This is a genomic window from Ureaplasma diversum (genome assembly GCF_000941095.1).
In the GTDB taxonomy this organism is placed as follows: domain Bacteria; phylum Bacillota_I; class Bacilli_A; order Mycoplasmatales; family Mycoplasmoidaceae; genus Ureaplasma; species Ureaplasma diversum.
The window spans coordinates 133,506-150,720 of sequence record NZ_CP009770.1; the positions used below are offsets into that span (position 1 = coordinate 133,506).

Consider the following 17,215-nt stretch of genomic DNA (forward strand, 5'->3'; position numbering starts at 1 on the left):
TGTTAATTTATATTAACAACCACTAAAATTAATAAATTATTTATTTTTTTAAATAGGTTTTTAATATAATAAAAAGACAAGGATTGCAAGAAAGAAGATAATCATGACACTAAACGAAAAAAAAGAATTTATTTATGAATTAAAGGCTGTTAGTAAAGATCATAAAATCAAAGGGTTTGAAGAAGAAGTAACTGAACACAAAATTTTTGGTGAAGTTTATCAAAAAGAACATTACTTAGTGTTAACTGAAACATTTGATAGTAATGAATTATGACGTTCAGTGCTTGGTTTTTTAGAAAAAGCAGCTAAACCAGTGAGTGTTGATTTAAACTCATTTTTAGCATTAGTTCCAGAAGAACGTCATGAATCAGTTATTAATATTTTAGTAGCTGCTTTAATGTATGCTGAAGCAACTCCATATACTGCTAAAACAAAACCAACTCCAAAAAACATTCACAACTTAGTATTTGACAAAAAATATGAAGAATTAGTAAGCAAATACACAACAGTTGCTGAAGCTCAAACATTTGCAAGAACATTACAAGATACACCTTCAAACTTAATGACTCCAGGTGATTTTGAAGAACAAATTAAAGCTTATTTCACAGGCGTTAAGAATGTGAAAATTAATGTTCTTTATCGTGATGATTTATTACAAAAAGGAATGAACTTACACTACGGAGTAGGAAAAGCTGCAGTTAGTGAAAAGTTCCAACCTCGTCTTGTTGTAATCGAATACTTAAACAACTCATCAACAAAAGAAAAATATGCATTTGTTGGTAAAGGTGTATGTTTTGACACTGGTGGATATAATGTTAAAACTGGTTCACACATGCGTTGAATGAAATTCGATATGTCAGGAGCAGCAATTGTTGCTTCAACAGTACGTGCTTTAGCAGTTAATGAAGAAAAAGTTAATGTTGTTGCTGTTTGTCCATTAGTGTTTAACTTACTTGGAGCTGAAGCTCAAAAACCAGATGATTTAGTAGTTGCATACAACGGAAAAACTGTTGAATTAGATAACACAGATGCTGAAGGACGTTTAATTTTAGCTGACGCATTAACATATGCTGCTAAAGACTTAAAAGCATCTAAATTATTTGATATTGCCACATTAACAGGAGCAATGATTTATGCTCTTGGTGATACATACTCAGGAGTTTGAACAACTTCAAACTGCTTATGAAATGAAGTAAGTAAATCAGCTGAATTCACTGGTGAATTAGTATGAAGACTTCCATTCCACAACGACTTCTTAAAAATGTTAAAATCAGATGTTGCTGATATTGCTAACTCAGTATCTGATCCGCGTGGTGGTTCTTCACGTGCTGCAAGTTTCTTAAAAGAGTTCACTGAAAACTTACCTTATGCACACTTCGATGTTGCGATTACAGCTGATGTTGGTCATAAGGGAACTGGGGTAATGTTAAGAACATTCTACAACATTGCAGTTAACCAAAAATTCTAATTAATAACATTAAACAAAAGTAGGGTTGCTCCTACTTTTTTGTTTGTTTATTAATATCTTTTATTTAACTATTAATAAATGATAAATTTAAATAAAAATTGCTATTTTTTAATGGTGTTGGGTTTATAATTAAATAATATTTGGGATGAGGTATATGTGATGTTTAGTAGACAAATTAAACAAGAAAAAACTTCACTTGCTAACATTATTACCAAATTTTACGAACACAAAGATATCAATGGTGTTAAAAAAGCTTTAAAAAACAAACGGATTGACTATGTTGTTGAAGCACTTGAAAGCATTGAAGATGCAGATGTTATTTTATTTGTTTTATTAGCTAATAAAGATAGTATTTGTGGTGAGGTTTTTAAATATTTAAACATTAAAACCCAAGCAGCTATTATAGAAACTGCAAGTATTCATCAACTAAGAATCATCTTATTTGAACTATATAATGATGATGTTATTAATTTAACTTATGATCTACCTGAACACTTAAAGAAAATTATCATTGCTCTTGATAGTCAACAACGTGCAGCAATTAAACAACAAAGTGAGTTTGATCAAGATCATGTTGGAGCAATTGTTAACTCTGAATTCTTTACATTAAACATTAATCTAACCATAACAGAAGCAATTATTGAAATTAAAAGAATGCATGAGGATTTTGAACAAAGTAACTTAATTTATGTAGTTGATGATGAAAATAAATTAAAAGGTTTTGTTACCATCCATAACTTATTGTTTGCTGATTCATTTGATCAAAAAGTAAGTAGTGTTTATAAAGAAGATGTATTCTATGTACGTTCTGATGAAGAAATTGAAGATGTAGTTGAAATCTTTAGAAAATATCAAATTGAACAAATTGCTGTTATTAATAAAGATGATGAATTAATTGGATATATCACTGACAACGACATTCAACCAATTTTAGATGAAGAAGCAACAACTGATATTTATAAAATGTACGGGATTGCTGAACTTGACTTTCCTTATATTAAATCAAACGTGTTTGTGATTTTTAAATCACGACTTCTTTGATTAGCAATTTTAATGCTTTCAGCTACTTTAACAGCTTTTTTAATTGATAAATTCCAGGATTTAGGGCAAACCTTAACAGCAGGACTTTCAACTTTAGTAATAGTTCCAATTATCCCTGCTATGACTGGGACTTCAGGGAATGCAGGTAGTCAGTCTGCAGCTTCTGTGATTCGTGCTCTTTCGATTGGTGAGATCACCATTAAAGAATATAATAAGGTAATGGGCAAAGAGTTTTTAGTTGGGGTATTAATGGGACTTGTTTTAGGGGTCATTAATTTTGCTCGATTAGCTGTTTATTTTGCAATTGTCCCACCTGATCTTAAAAGTAATGGACTTTTAGTTACTACCATTAATAATCCAATGGTAGTTGGTACAATTGTATCAGCAGCTACTTCGCTTGCTTTATTCTTATCAATTATTATTTCTAAACTATTAGGTGGTACATTACCATTATTAGCTACTAAACTAAAAATTGATCCAACAATTATGTCTACTCCAATCCTATCTACTTTATTAGATATGGTGACAACTATTATCTTATTTGGAATGGGAATTGCTTTCTTATTATTAATTGTTGATCCTAATATTGTAGTTCAAGCAAATATAATTGAACATCCAACAACAACAACAACAACAACAACAACAACAACAACAACAAGTTTTAATCAAATCTTACTACCTAACATTAATATGATCTAAGTACCTTATTTAAACCAAAGGTACTTTTTTATTGTTTATTTATCAACCTTAATTAATATTAATTATGTAATCTTAAAAAATATTTAATAATTTATATCTTTTTATTAATGAATTAGGTTATAATAATTACGATATAGAAATCATTAATAACATAGGTTTATTATGGTTGCAGAAGAATTTATCAACACCTTTTGTCAATTGGTTGCTGATGATGTTAAAACTTTTGAAAAACAACTATATAAATATCCGCATAAAAATAAAATTCTAATCACCTTTATTATTCGTATTTTCCAACAACAAGAAATGAAGTTTGTTAGTTGGTCAACAACGAATCGTTATTTAATATGAGTTTGTGCTTTTATTTGCTTCTTGTATGGTTATAAGGAGTTGCACAACTTTGTCTATGAGCATATTACTAACCGGAATGCTTATTGAACTTATCATTATAATGACATTAAGAAAACGATTTTAGTTAATAATTTAGTGATTTATTTTATTCAGATTAAAGTTTTATTTCAAAATACAGCACTCTATACAGCAACTAAAGCCAAATTCAAACAAGCGTTAGAATTAAACAACATTACTCTAACAAAAGCCAATCAGCAAACTTATAAAGCTATTGCATCTTTTATTGGATCAATTGTTGATACGATTAATGATGATGAATTTGAAACCTGTTTTAAGATTAGTGTTCTAAAATTGCAACATAAAGAATTTAGTGATCTTAGTATTTATCATTTCACTAAAATCAAACAAACCAACTTTTTTCAACGCTGGCTTGTTTTTAATATTATGTTTCAATGTAGTCAATTCAAATCTTTGGTGTGTCCATTACATTTATTAACTTATAAAGTAATGTCAATTTCTTCTAGTGGCAACGAGATTACTAATTTAAATCGAGAAATTATGAATCTAGCAATTGCTAAAAACCGTAATAAAAAAAGAAATGCGAAAAAAATAAAAAAAGTATTGACAAACATTTCTAATTAATGATATACTTATAAGGTTGTGTCTTATAGCACAAGAATGATCTTTGAAAACTAAATAGAATCCGTCAATTTTTAAGAGTTTGATCCTGGCTCAGGATTAACGCTGGCGGCATGCCTAATACATGCAAATCGAACGAAGCCTTTTTGGCTTAGTGGTGAACGGGTGAGTAACACGTATCCAATCTACCCTTAAGTTTGGGATAACTAGTCGAAAGATTAGCTAATACCGGATAATAACATTTACTTGCATGAGTGAATGTAGAAAGTTGCGTTTGCAACGCTTTTGGATGAGGGTGCGACGTATCAGATAGTTGGTGAGGTAACGGCTCACCAAGTCATTGACGCGTAGCTGTACTGAGAGGTAGAACAGCCACAATGGGACTGAGACACGGCCCATACTCCTACGGGAGGCAGCAGTAGGGAATTTTTCACAATGGGCGAAAGCCTTATGAAGCAATGCCGCGTGAACGATGAAGGTCTATAAGATTGTAAAGTTCTTTTATTTGGGAAGAACCACTAAAATAGGAAATGATTTTAGTTTGACTGTACCATTTGAATAAGTATCGGCTAACTATGTGCCAGCAGCCGCGGTAATACATAGGATGCAAGCGTTATCCGGATTTACTGGGCGTAAAACGAGCGCAGGCGGATTTGTAAGTTTGGTATGAAATCTAGATGCTTAACGTCTAGCTGTATCAAAAACTACGAATCTAGAGTGTAGCAGAGAGTTGGGGAACTCCATGTGGAGCGGTAAAATGCGTAGATATATGGAAGAACACCGGTGGCGAAGGCGCCAACTTGGACTATTACTGACGCTTAGGCTCGAAAGTGTGGGGAGCAAATAGGATTAGATACCCTAGTAGTCCACACCGTAAACGATCATCATTAAATGTCGGCTCGATTATGAGTCGGTGTTGTAGCTAACGCATTAAATGATGTGCCTGGGTAGTACATTCGCAAGAATGAAACTCAAACGGAATTGACGGGGACCCGCACAAGTGGTGGAGCATGTTGCTTAATTTGACAATACACGTAGAACCTTACCTAGGTTTGACATCTATTGCAATGCTATAGAAATATAGCGGAGGTTAACAATATGACAGGTGGTGCATGGTTGTCGTCAGCTCGTGTCGTGAGATGTTGGGTTAAGTCCCGCAACGAGCGCAACCCCTTTCGCTAGTTAATTTATCTATCGATACTGCTACCGCAAGGTAGAGGAAGGTGGGGATGACGTCAAATCATCATGCCCCTTATATCTAGGGCTGCAAACGTGCTACAATGGCTAATACAAACAGCTGCAATTCCGCAAGGTTGAGCGAATCTGATAAAGTTAGTCTCAGTTCGGATAGAGGGCTGCAATTCGCCCTCTTGAAGTTGGAATCACTAGTAATCGCGAATCAGACATGTCGCGGTGAATACGTTCTCGGGTCTTGTACACACCGCCCGTCAAACTATGGGAGCCGGTAATATCTGAAACCGTACTGTTAACCTTTTTGGAGGCATACGTCTAGGGTAGGATTGGTGACTGGAGTTAAGTCGTAACAAGGTATCCCTACGAGAACGTGGGGATGGATCACCTCCTTTCTTCGGAGTAAATTTTAAATTTACGTACTAAGTGTACATTTATACAAAATCCATTATATATAGCCACAATTATTTTTTTATTACATTCATATAATGGTCGGATTCTATTTAGTTTTGAGAGATTCATTCTCTCCCATATTAGTTTTTAATATGGTGATTGATCTTTGAAAACTGAATAATATCAACAAATCTTTCTAATCAATGACGATTAAATTTGTCATTGAACAGATACTATATTTTTAATATAGTTAACAATCATATAACAAAACTTAAAGGATTTATAATAAGTTACTAAGAGCTTATGGTGAATGCCTTGGGACAAACAGGCGATGAAGGACGTGCAAATCTGCGATAAGCAACGGGTAGTTGATAAGAAACGCCAATCCGTTGATCTCCGAATGAGGAAACTCAGTATAGTAACTCCATTACTATACTATTATTAAGTGAATACATAGCTTAATAATGCAATACTTGGTGAAGTGAAACATCTCAGTAGCCAAAGGAAAAGAAAACGAATGTGATTCCCTCAGTAGCGGCGAGCGAAAGGGGAGCAGGCCAAACCAAGATTTATCTTGGGGTTGTAGGACTACAATGTGGACTAAATAATGATAGTAGAATTGGTTGGGAAGCCAAATCATAGAGGGTGATAATCCCGTATACGAAATCATTATTTTACCTAGTAGTATCCTGAGTAGGGCGGGACACGTGGAATCCTGTCTGAATCTGCCCAGACCATTGGGTAAGCCTAAATACTAGTTTGTCACCGATAGCGCATAGTACCGTGAGGGAACGGTGAAAAGAACCCAGAGATGGGAGTGAAATAGAACCTGAAACCATAAGCTTACAAGGTGTTAGAGCACATCAATGTGTGATAGCGTGCCTTTTGAAGTATGAGCCAGCGAGTTATTGTAGCATGCGAGGTTAAGTTGTAGAAACGGAGCCGTAGGGAAACCGAGTCTGAACAGGGCGCTTTAGTATGTTGCAATAGACGCGAAACGGAGTGATCTATCCATGGGCAGGTTGAAGGTGAAGTAACATTTACTGGAGGACCGAACCCACTTTCGTTGAAACGACAGGGGATGACCTGTGGATAGCGGTGAAATTCCAATCGAACTCCGTGATAGCTCGTTCTCGTCGAAATATTTTTAGGAATAGCGTTGGATTATTGATTATGTGGGGGTAAAGCGCTGAATCTATGATGGCGCCACCTCGGTGTACTGAATAGAATTAAACTCTGAATACCATATAATCTACTCCAGCAGTCAGACAGTGGGGGATAAGCTTCATTGTCGCGAGGGAAACAGCCCAGATCATTAACTAAGGTCCCTAATATATGCTAAGTGGAAAACGATGTTGAGTTTCTTAAACAGCAAGGATGTTGGCTTAGAAGCAGCCACCGTTTAAAGAGTGCGTAACAGCTCACTTGTCGAGAGACTCTGCGCGGAAGATGTAACGGGGCTAAGCATATAACCGAAGTTATGGGTAGCATTTGCTACGGTAGACGAGTGTTGTATATGGGATGAAGGTAGACTGTGAAGGCTATTGGACTTTATACAAGCAAGAATGCTGGCGTGAGTAACGAATGAGAGTGAGAATCTCTTAAACCGATTGACTAAGGGTTCCTGGGCCAGGGTCGTCCTCCCAGGGTAAGTCGAATCCTAAGGCGAGGCTGAAAAGCGTAGTCGATGGAAAACAGGTTAATATTCCTGTACCTATGTATTGTGTGATGGAGTGACGGAGAAGGTTATTATGTGCCAGTAATCGGATTCTGGTTTAAATAACAAGGTTGACAAATAGGCAAATCCGTTTGTCATAAGACTAAGTTATGAGTACGATCGACCCCTTCGGGCAGTAGAGAAGACATATATATCATGCTTCCAAGAAAAGCTTCTAGCGTTAAACAATATGTAGTTCGTACCGAGAACGAACACACGTAGTCAAGGAGAATATCCTAAGGTTAGCGAGTTAACTACAGTTAAGGAACTCTGCAAATTGATCCCGTACGTTAGCAATAAGGGATGCTCACTTAACGGTGAGCCGCAGTGAATAGCGAGGGGGGACTGTTTAACAAAAACACAGCTCTATGCTAAGTCGTAAGACGATGTATATGGGGTGACACCTGCCCAATGCTGTAAGGTTAAAGAAGAATGTTAGCGCAAGCGAAGCTTTTGACTGAAGCCCCAGTGAATGGCGGCCGTAACTATAACGGTCCTAAGGTAGCGAAATTCCTTGTCGGGTAAATTCCGTCCCGCTTGAATGGTGTAACCATCTCTTGACTGTCTCAACTGTAGACTCGGTGAAATCCTGGTGAGGGTGAAGACGCCCTCTTGGCGTGATTGGACGGAAAGACCCCATGAAGCTTTACTGTAGCTTAATATTGGGAATTTTTATTGCTTGTAGAGCATAGGTAGGAGACTTTGAAGTATACTCGCTAGGGTATATGGAGTCACCGTTGGAATACTACCCTTGCAATAAGAATTCTCTAACCTGCAACCATGAATCTGGTTGGGGGACAGTGTTAGGTGGGCAGTTTGACTGGGGCGGTCGCCTCCCAAAAGGTAACGGAGGCGCGCAACGGTACCCTCAGCACGGTTGGAAATCGTGTATAGAGTGTAATGGTATAAGGGTGCTTGACTGTGAGACTTACAAGTCGAACAGGTAGGAAACTAGGTCATAGTGATCCGGTGACTCCGTATGGAAGGGTCATCGCTCAACGGATAAAAGCTACTCTGGGGATAACAGGCTGATAGTGCCCAAGAGTTCATATCGACGGCACTGTTTGGCACCTCGATGTCGACTCATCTCATCCTGGAGCTGAAGCAGGTTCCAAGGGTTCGGCTGTTCGCCGATTAAAGAGATACGTGAGTTGGGTTCAAACCGTCGTGAGACAGGTTGGTTCCTATCTGTCATGCCCGTAGGAAGATTGAGAAGAGCTGTTCCTAGTACGAGAGGACCGGAATGGACACACCTCTTGTGATCCTGTTGTCGCGCCAGCGGCACTGCAGGGTAGCAACGTGTGGAATAGAGAAACGCTGAAAGCATCTAAGTGTGAAACTAACTTCAAGATTAATCTTCCCTTCCTTAAATGGAGTAAGAATCGTTATAGACCATAACGTTGATAGGTCAGATGTGTACGCACGGTGACGTGTTAAGCTAACTGATACTAATAATTCGAGGACTTATGTAAATCCTGTCATTGATTAAAAAGTGTTGATAATATTTAGTTTTCAAATATCGATCAAATAGTGTGGTGAAGATATCAGAGTGGAAATACCTGTTCCCATCCCGAACACAGAAGTCAAGCACTCTAGAGCCGACGATAGTTTAAAATAAAATAGGTCATCGCCACGCAAATAATTAAGCACCATTTGGTGCTTTTTAAGGAATAAAATTCCAAATTTATCTAAATAGTTTAGAATTTTCTCTTTTGCTACTTTAGCTGGTACTTTAGATAAAAGAGCTAATGAGTGTAAATAATCAAAAGTAGTTAACTCAGACGGGAATAGAGCATTTTCAGGCACATACCCTAGTTTATCTTTTGATTCTGGTGTTTTATTATCAAACCCATCGATTAAGATCGTCCCTTGATAAGAAGAGTAAGCATTAATAATACTTTTGATCGTTGTTGTTTTACCAGATCCATTTTCACCTAAAAAAGCGTGAATTTCACCTTTTTTAATTTTAAAAGTTAAATTACGAACGCCTTGAGTTGAACCTTTGTAAACTTTAGTTAAGTCATTAACTTCTAAAATGTAATTCTGATCGTGCTGAATTTGATCTGCCATAACTCTTTTACTCCTTATCAATTAATATTATCTAGTTGATTTTATTTTAAGTGATAATTAAGTATATTAATACAACTATAATACTATGTATTTTAGTAATCTTTAAATTTTAGGAATGAATAAACATCCTTAGGTTTAAAGAATTGTATATTTTATATTTGTCTATTATATAATTATATTTATTGTTAATTGTTAACATATTATATACTAAGCAATTAATTGTTTTAATTGTTCACTAATCTTTGTTTAGAGGTATTTATGAAAAAAGCAATATTAATTACTGCATCAATTTTAGGTGCAGCAGCTGGAGTAGTTGCAACTGCTACTTTTTTAGCTCTAAATACAAAACAAAAAACATATGCTAAAAATTTAAATACTAGTGAATTAAATCAAGCATTATCTTATAATAATCTAAATAACTCAAAGGTTAGTTTAAAAGAATTGATTCTAGGAACTAGTAAAGTAAATGATGGTAATTATGTGCTTTATTTTGGTTCACAATCAAATATCCAACATAACAACTTTATGTTTAATAATGAACTAAATCACATCTCTAAAATTGAAGATTTAAAGAATAATTACAACCTTAAATTCAATGGTGATCTAGCTAAGGTTATTAATAACACTAAGCTTTATAAAGACTCTTATAAAACAGTTCCCCAATTCTTTGGTTTTGTTGATTTCTTAAATGATGATGTATTCTTAGCTGAACAAGCATATATGCAAAAATTAGCAACAGCTAAAGCTAGTACAATTGAAGCTGATAAAAGATGAGCAGCATCAGCACCACAAACTTATTCATATGATGTTAGTAAACAATATCGAGATAAAGATGATAAACTAGTTTACTTTAGAACTGATAAACAAGCTGAAGAATTTAGAGAAGTTGTTAAGTATTTAAACAATTACTTAAAAAAAGAGAAGTTAGTTGATTTATATCAAGCTGATAATCCAGGAATTATTTTATTTTACACTAAAGAAAATATTAATAAAGGACCAACAGTTTATTTTGGTTCAATTAAAAAACAAGCACCTAATCCACAAAACCCAAGAGCTCAACAAAACCAGCGATACCCAGCAGGTAATCAACCATATAATGCAGATAGTGCACAATTCGGTGGTCAATTCAATGCAGCAATCTTTAGTTTCTATGGAAACAAGATAAGATAATAAGATCAAAATACTAACATTCATTGTTGGTATTTTTTATTGTTTATCTTTTTATTTTATTTTATTTTATTTTTATAAAAACAAGAAAGATTAAAACAAAGTCTCTCTTTTAAAAATCTAATTATCTAAAGTTTAGCAATAACTCATTAATTTTATAATAAGCTACAACAATTATCCTAACAATAAATTTAGTTTAATTTTAAAACAATAATTAATTAGCTATATTATTAGATGTTCCCTTTAATTTAATAAATTAATAAATAATATAACTACAGCATTAATCCTCTTATTTTTTAGTTAGCAAATCATCTAAAATATAGCTAACTCTTTATAAGAGGTCTTTTTAATATATGTTAATCAAACCATCATTAAAACAAGCCTATTCTTATTCACGCTTTTTAGCTCGGATTATATTTAAAAAACCAAGCACTTATGTGCTTGGTGTTATTGCTTTAATAATTAGCATTATTTTAGGTATCGTAGCTAATACAGTAGCTAAGGATGCTTCTACTTTTTTAATTATTAGTTATGTTAATCTAGTCATTAATTTAGTTTTAGCTTTAATTTATGGATGTTTAAAAGGATTAAATCTATTTAAGGATTTAGCTAAAGAAGGAATCGATATTTTAGTTTTTTCTAAAAGTATAACTAGAAGAAATATTTTTAGTACTAAATTAGTGTTCTTTAGTTTGTTGGGTGTGTTTCATACTTTAATTAGTTATGTTGGATTAATGATCTTTTATTTAAGTAATCTTAAATATAATAATGATGTAAATCTTTGGTTTATTTCTTCATTCTTTTCAGTATTAGTAACTTATTTAATATTTGGACTAGTAGCTATATTAATTGCTTCTAAAGCTAATTCAAAAGTTAGTTTAATTATTCCTATTCTAACTTTTGTTCCACTTGTAATCGGGGGATCTGTTGCTAGTTTATATTCAACATCAAGAGCTGAAACTTTTGCTCAGATCTTTAATCAGAAACTACCAGCTGGAAATAATGATTCACAAACAATTCTAAATGCTGAAAAGTTTTATTTAGCTAATAAACAAGATGAATATTTTATTATTCCTAAAACAGTTAATAAAACAAAGTTTGATGAAGCACAAATCGCTTTTATTAACCAAGCTATTGAAGATTCAAAACAAGCTGCTAAATTAACCCAATCACTATCTTATTTACTAGTACCATTCCAATTAATTGATGTGTTTTCAGTTAATGATAAAGATCCAATTAGTGTAATTACAAACAAAAAAGATAAAGCCCTTAGTACTTATTTAAACTACAATGATCAAGATTCAAAACTAAGTAATTACCAACTAAATCCAAATCCTAATTTAATTAAATTAAATATAGCAAGTAATGATCAACAAAATCTACAATATATTGTCCCTAATGCTTTAAAGAACTTTAGTTTAATTAATAATCCTTCTATTAACTCTAAACAAATTGCTAATAAACTTGTTGATAAAGAAATTATTTATGCTCGTAAGAATGCTGATAATTTTGATATTAGTTTTAAAGAAGATGATAAATTATTACCAGTTCAACAAGATGTTGTTGGTGAATTAATTTGACCACTACTTCATCAAATTCTATCTTCAAAAGTATTTATTGAATTTGCTAATAAATGATTTAAACAACTAGATCCTAGTATTTCAAAAGCTAATTTATTAGCTGCTATTAGTAATAGTGTTGATGATCGATTAGAAGATAAATTACACTTATTAGTTGATGATAATACAATTGTGATGAATTCAATAAGACAACCACAAATTAAATCAATTATTGAAAAGAAATTATATTTAACAACAGCATTAATTTATTACATCTACTTCTATCATCAAAATTCACCAATCTTATTAACTTTACTTAGAAATAGTGTTGTTAGCAAGAATTATGCACCAGGTAGTTATCAAGTTAATATTGATGGAGAAGTATATATCATTGGTGGGTATTCAGGATATGAGACTCAACAAAGAGAAAATAAACAAAATAAAGTAATTTATCGATATAAATTAATTCCTTCAAATAATTATTTATTTGGAGCAGTTGATCAAGTTTATTCAATTAAAAGAGCTAATCAAGTTGTTATTAAACCACTTTATAGTTTAATCTGAGTTGCTTTATTAACAGCTTTATATATTGGTGTTTATTTTAGATATACAAGAAGAGATTATAAGTAAGAAAATATTGTTTACTTATTAGATTGATTACAAGAGTTTTAATTAGTTTAATGATTATTAATAATTAATAAGAAGTTAACTATAATTAAAGTTCTTGTTTTTTTCCTGTTTTGCAATATATTATAAATTAGTTTATACTATTATATATTTTGTGATTTCAAGCTTTTGACATAAAAGGGATTTTCATACATTTTAAAAACACAAGGATTTATTAAAAGTATGAAAAAATTAAAAAACAAAAAATCACTAATTCTAGCTGTTAGTGCACTTGCAATAGGTGCGGGTGTTATCGGGGTTGCTGCAGCTTGTGCACCAACCAAGAATAAAAAACCTATTAATCCAACACCAACAACTCCATCTAAACAGGGATCAGGTGAAGAAGTTATAACTCAAGCTACACCAACTGTTAGTTTGGATGAAAATGCTAAGTTAACTAAAAACGGAAATAAATATGATTTGGTTTTAAATGTTACAAATGCAAATGATAAATACTTAAAAGTTGAATTATCTAAAAAAGTAGCAGAAGGACAAGAAGCTGTTAAGAAAACAGCTCAAGCTAAGGTAGAAAATAATAAAGCAACTTTAAGTTTTGAAGGATTAGAACCTGGAGCAAGTTATACAATAGTTTCACTTACTGTTTTTGCAAATGAAAACGCTAATGAATCAACACAAGTTGCTTTAAGTGAAACATTAAAAGCTAAAGAATTTGTTGTAGAAAAAGAAGCAGCAGGTAGTGATGCACAAACTCCACCAACAGAAAACGGTGGTAAAGAAAGCCAAGCAGGTGGTGAAGCTGCAGGAAACCAATCTTCAAACGGTTCAAATAACCAAAATGAAAATGCTTCTGGTGGTTCATCAGGATCAGGAACTAGCAGCTCAGGTAATGGAACAGCTGGAAGTGAATCTTCAAATGCTGGTGGTGACTCAAACAACAGTTCATCAGGCAGTGGTTCAGATTCAACAGCTGGTCAAGGTAATAGTGGTTCATCAACTGATTCAGCAAGTTCAGAAGCTAGTTCAAACACTGGTGGTTCATCAACTGGTAATACAGGAAATAACCAAAGTGAAGGTACATCAAGCGATGCATCAGGAACTGTAGCTGGTCAAGGCGATGGTTCTTCAGCAAGTGAATCGTCAGGCAAAAATGATGGTACAACACAAGGAGACAATTCTAATAATGCTTCTATAGGAACATCAAATAATGTTGACAGCTCTTCAAGTTCACAAGGTGCGCCAACAGGTGATACAAACTCAACTACTAGTAATTCTGACCAAAGTGCTGCTGGAACATCTGAAAGTGAAAGCACATCAACAGAAGGTGCTGCAACAACATCTAATCCTAAAAATGGAGAAACTACAGGCGGAGCCGATTCATCAACAAGCGGCGAACCTTCTGGACAACCTGCAACACCAGCTGACCCATCTCAATCAGCTTAATCCCTAAATTTAAAAATAATTTAAATTATTATTAACAACTCAATTAAATAGAGAAAAAGTAATGATTAAAGAAGAAGTTTAATGCTTCTTCTTTTTTATTACTAATCTATTAATATTTATAATTTAGTTTTCTAATTTAATTTGTATAGAACAAAAAAACACCTGCATTTGCAAGTGTTTTAGAGTATGTAATAAAATGATTAATTACATTAAACGGTTGTATCATTCAACAACGTATGCTTCATTTACATCTGCTGGTAATTCTTCACGTTCTGGTAAACGGTCATATTTAACAGCTTTAGTATCTTTATCAACTAATTTCATAAATGGAGCTGGTGTGTTCATTGTGTTTTTAATTAATGGAATATTTAAAGCATTTGCTTTAACACTAATTACAGAACCAACTTCAATTAAAGCAGATGGAATATCAACTTTTTTACCATCAACTAAAATGTGTGAGTGGTTAACTAATTGACGAGCAGCACGACGAGTTGGTGCAATTCCTGCACGGTAAACTAATGAATCTAAACGAGATTCTAAAACTTGTAATAAGTTAATAGTTAAAACTCCAGCACGTCCTAAAGCTACACGATAAAGACGACGGAATTGACGATCATTTAAACCATATAAGTACATTAGTTTTTGTTTTTCAACTAATTGTTGACCATAGTTTGATAACTTAGTACGCTTGTTACCATGTTGACCAGGTCCGTATGAACGTTTCTTTCCTTTAGTAAATTCTTTGTTATTTTCAAGTAATGAAAATCCAAGACGACGAGATTTTTTAAATATACTTCCTGTATATCGACTCATGATTGACTCCTTTAATAGTTTTCATTTTATTGGCGTACAATCAACAATGTTTATTGTTCTAGTGCTTTTATTACTCTTTAATAATTTCAGTGACACAGCCTAACTTACTATTAAACATAAGAAATAACCAACCTAGAGTTGGTTATTTATGACAGTAATAGACAACGACTATACAATAACGCTGATTATCGCTTTGTATATTATACTTGATTTTAATTTTTAATGCAAATGATATAGTTAATCATTTTATAATATAAATATAAATATAAATCAACAGGAGTTGTTTATGTACTATTACTTTTTGATTTTACTTTTATTACCCTTAGGGTTTAGTGCTATTTATCTATGAGCTTTTTATATTATAAATAAACATAAAAAGCAATATGAACAACTCCGGATCATTTGCTTAAAAGCATTAATCATCACTAGAAGTGATTTTAATCATTACTACTATAATACATCTAATTTGTTTGTTTCAAATCCTAGCTATAGTAACTTAATTAACAGTTATTTAGAACAAATTAGTAATAATCTTAATAGTTTCTTAGCTAATCTAAGAAACTATCGATTAAGTATTGTTCGTTTTAATTTTAAAAAAATAAAAACGTACCATAAACTTTTAGTTGAACAAAACAATGATTTATATCAACAAATTAATGTATTAAATGATGCAATTGTGCTATTTTGAAAAGATACATTAGCTAATGATCAAAATGAACAACAATTAATTGATCAAATCGATCAACTTAATAATCATTATACTAAGTTATGTAATAAATATAATATTGATTGTTTAAGATTTTATTCAGTTAATGATGCTTTTAATCAACAATTAATTGATTTAAGAAATCAAAAAAATGAACAACTTTGGTTTAAGTATTCTAAAACCTATGTTCAATTATTATATAAAATTAGTAATTTACATTGGATCTTAAACAACTTATTAAATGTGATTAAACAAGTCCAATTAATTGATAATTACAACAATGCTTCAGCTTTAAATGTTGAAAAAAAGAATTTTTTAACATTAAGTCAAATCCAACAAATTAAAGATGCAATAGCTGATTTTGCTTTATTTAAGAATAATAAATTCTTAACAATGATCAATCAGAGTCAATTTAATGATCTGAATAATGAATTAAAACAATACTTAGCTAAAATCATTGATTTATATAAATTAAGTTCACAAAATGCAATTGGAGCACAATTGTTTGAACAATATAAAAATGTCTTTAAAAAAGATTATGGAACACTAAATTACCAACTCAATAAAACTAAAGAATTTTTATTAAAACTAAACAGTGAACTAAACAACTTTAAGTTTGATCAACTTTTAGTAAAGTGTGAACAAATTCAAGCTATTTTAGATCAACTTAGTTCGCAAATCATCAATCAAAGTGAAATTGTTGAATCAATTGATTTTATTTTTAAAACACACCAGTTTTATTTAGATTTAAGTTATTTTGTAAATGAACTTAATCAACTCCACTACAATCTAGCTGAATGATTAATGATCTACAATGATCTAGTTGATAAAATAGTTGAACTTAAAAATAAAAAATACCAAATAGAAGCATATTGCAATTCTAATCAAAGAGAGATGATTAACTGTCGCATTGATCAAAACTGATTAGTCGAAGACTTTGATTTTATTGAACACTTAGATCAATTAATTCACTTTAAGAAAAGAATTGATTTTAATGAAATTTTAGATACTAAGTTTAATCATCGGGTTTGTGAATTAATTAATCAACGATTTAGTATGATTATTAATTTAATTCATTACCAAACCCATTTATATAAACGGTTTTATAATGAATTAATCAATGCTTTAATAATAGCTGGATCTGATTTAGATTACATTAAAAATAAATATCCTATTAATAATTGATCTGAACTAATTAATGTTCAAGCAACATTAGTTAAAATGGCTGATGATCTATTTTATGATAAATCAAAGAAACAACAAACTAAAGTTTTTAGTTCATCAAATTAATTAAAAAACAACCAAGCATGATAGTATGTAGTGAACCCGATTTTTTG

8 protein-coding genes, 3 rRNA genes and 1 pseudogene are annotated in these 17,215 nt (G+C 32.2%); 10 read left to right on the top strand and 2 right to left on the bottom strand.

The window, feature by feature from the left end; translation table 4 throughout:
• Positions 1–103 precede the first annotated feature (103 nt).
• From JM47_RS00580 to rrf, 6 genes are all read left to right on the top strand, one after another.
• Positions 104–1,468: a leucyl aminopeptidase gene (locus JM47_RS00580; RefSeq protein WP_038102501.1), complete on the top strand. Its 1,365-nt coding sequence runs from the start codon at positions 104–106 to the stop codon at positions 1,466–1,468.
• A 159-nt stretch (positions 1,469–1,627) separates the two neighbouring features.
• On the top strand, positions 1,628–3,208 hold the full coding sequence (mgtE, locus tag JM47_RS00585) for a magnesium transporter (RefSeq protein WP_208895089.1): 1,581 nt from the start codon (positions 1,628–1,630) through the stop codon (positions 3,206–3,208).
• A gap of 162 nt (positions 3,209–3,370) precedes the next feature.
• Positions 3,371–4,198, top strand: coding sequence for a hypothetical protein (locus JM47_RS00590; RefSeq protein ID WP_038101720.1), 828 nt, complete (start codon positions 3,371–3,373; stop codon positions 4,196–4,198).
• 67 nt (positions 4,199–4,265) lie between these two features.
• Positions 4,266–5,781 (top strand): 16S ribosomal RNA (locus JM47_RS00595).
• A gap of 281 nt (positions 5,782–6,062) precedes the next feature.
• Positions 6,063–8,968 (top strand): 23S ribosomal RNA (locus JM47_RS00600).
• A gap of 59 nt (positions 8,969–9,027) precedes the next feature.
• Positions 9,028–9,132 (top strand): 5S ribosomal RNA (rrf, locus tag JM47_RS00605).
• The 16S, 23S and 5S rRNA genes sit together here, the layout of an rRNA operon.
• Positions 9,133–9,158: 26 nt before the next feature.
• Here the strand turns inward: rrf and JM47_RS04015 are convergent.
• Positions 9,159–9,566: pseudogene (locus tag JM47_RS04015) on the bottom strand (ATP-binding cassette domain-containing protein); the annotation flags it as partial.
• A 258-nt stretch (positions 9,567–9,824) separates the two neighbouring features.
• Here JM47_RS04015 and JM47_RS00615 point away from each other — a divergent pair.
• From JM47_RS00615 to JM47_RS00625, 3 genes are all read left to right on the top strand, one after another.
• Positions 9,825–10,736: a DUF6856 family protein gene (locus JM47_RS00615; RefSeq protein WP_038101955.1), complete on the top strand. Its 912-nt coding sequence runs from the start codon at positions 9,825–9,827 to the stop codon at positions 10,734–10,736.
• A 350-nt stretch (positions 10,737–11,086) separates the two neighbouring features.
• The gene (locus tag JM47_RS00620) at positions 11,087–12,922 is read left to right on the top strand and encodes a Bax inhibitor 1 family protein (protein WP_208895090.1); all 1,836 of its coding nucleotides are present in this window, start codon (positions 11,087–11,089) and stop codon (positions 12,920–12,922) included.
• A 219-nt stretch (positions 12,923–13,141) separates the two neighbouring features.
• Positions 13,142–14,359, top strand: a complete 1,218-nt coding sequence (locus JM47_RS00625; RefSeq protein ID WP_208895091.1) for a hypothetical protein — start codon at positions 13,142–13,144, stop codon at positions 14,357–14,359.
• Between the two features lie 204 nt (positions 14,360–14,563).
• Here the strand turns inward: JM47_RS00625 and rpsD are convergent, their stop codons facing one another.
• Entirely contained in the window at positions 14,564–15,172 is a 609-nt protein-coding gene (gene rpsD / locus JM47_RS00630; RefSeq protein ID WP_038101949.1) for a 30S ribosomal protein S4, read from the bottom strand.
• Positions 15,173–15,458: 286 nt separating this feature from the next.
• Here rpsD and JM47_RS00635 point away from each other — a divergent pair, with 286 nt between their 5' ends.
• Positions 15,459–17,168, top strand: coding sequence for a hypothetical protein (locus JM47_RS00635; protein ID WP_208895092.1), 1,710 nt, complete (start codon positions 15,459–15,461; stop codon positions 17,166–17,168).
• The last annotated feature ends 47 nt before the right edge of the window (positions 17,169–17,215 follow it).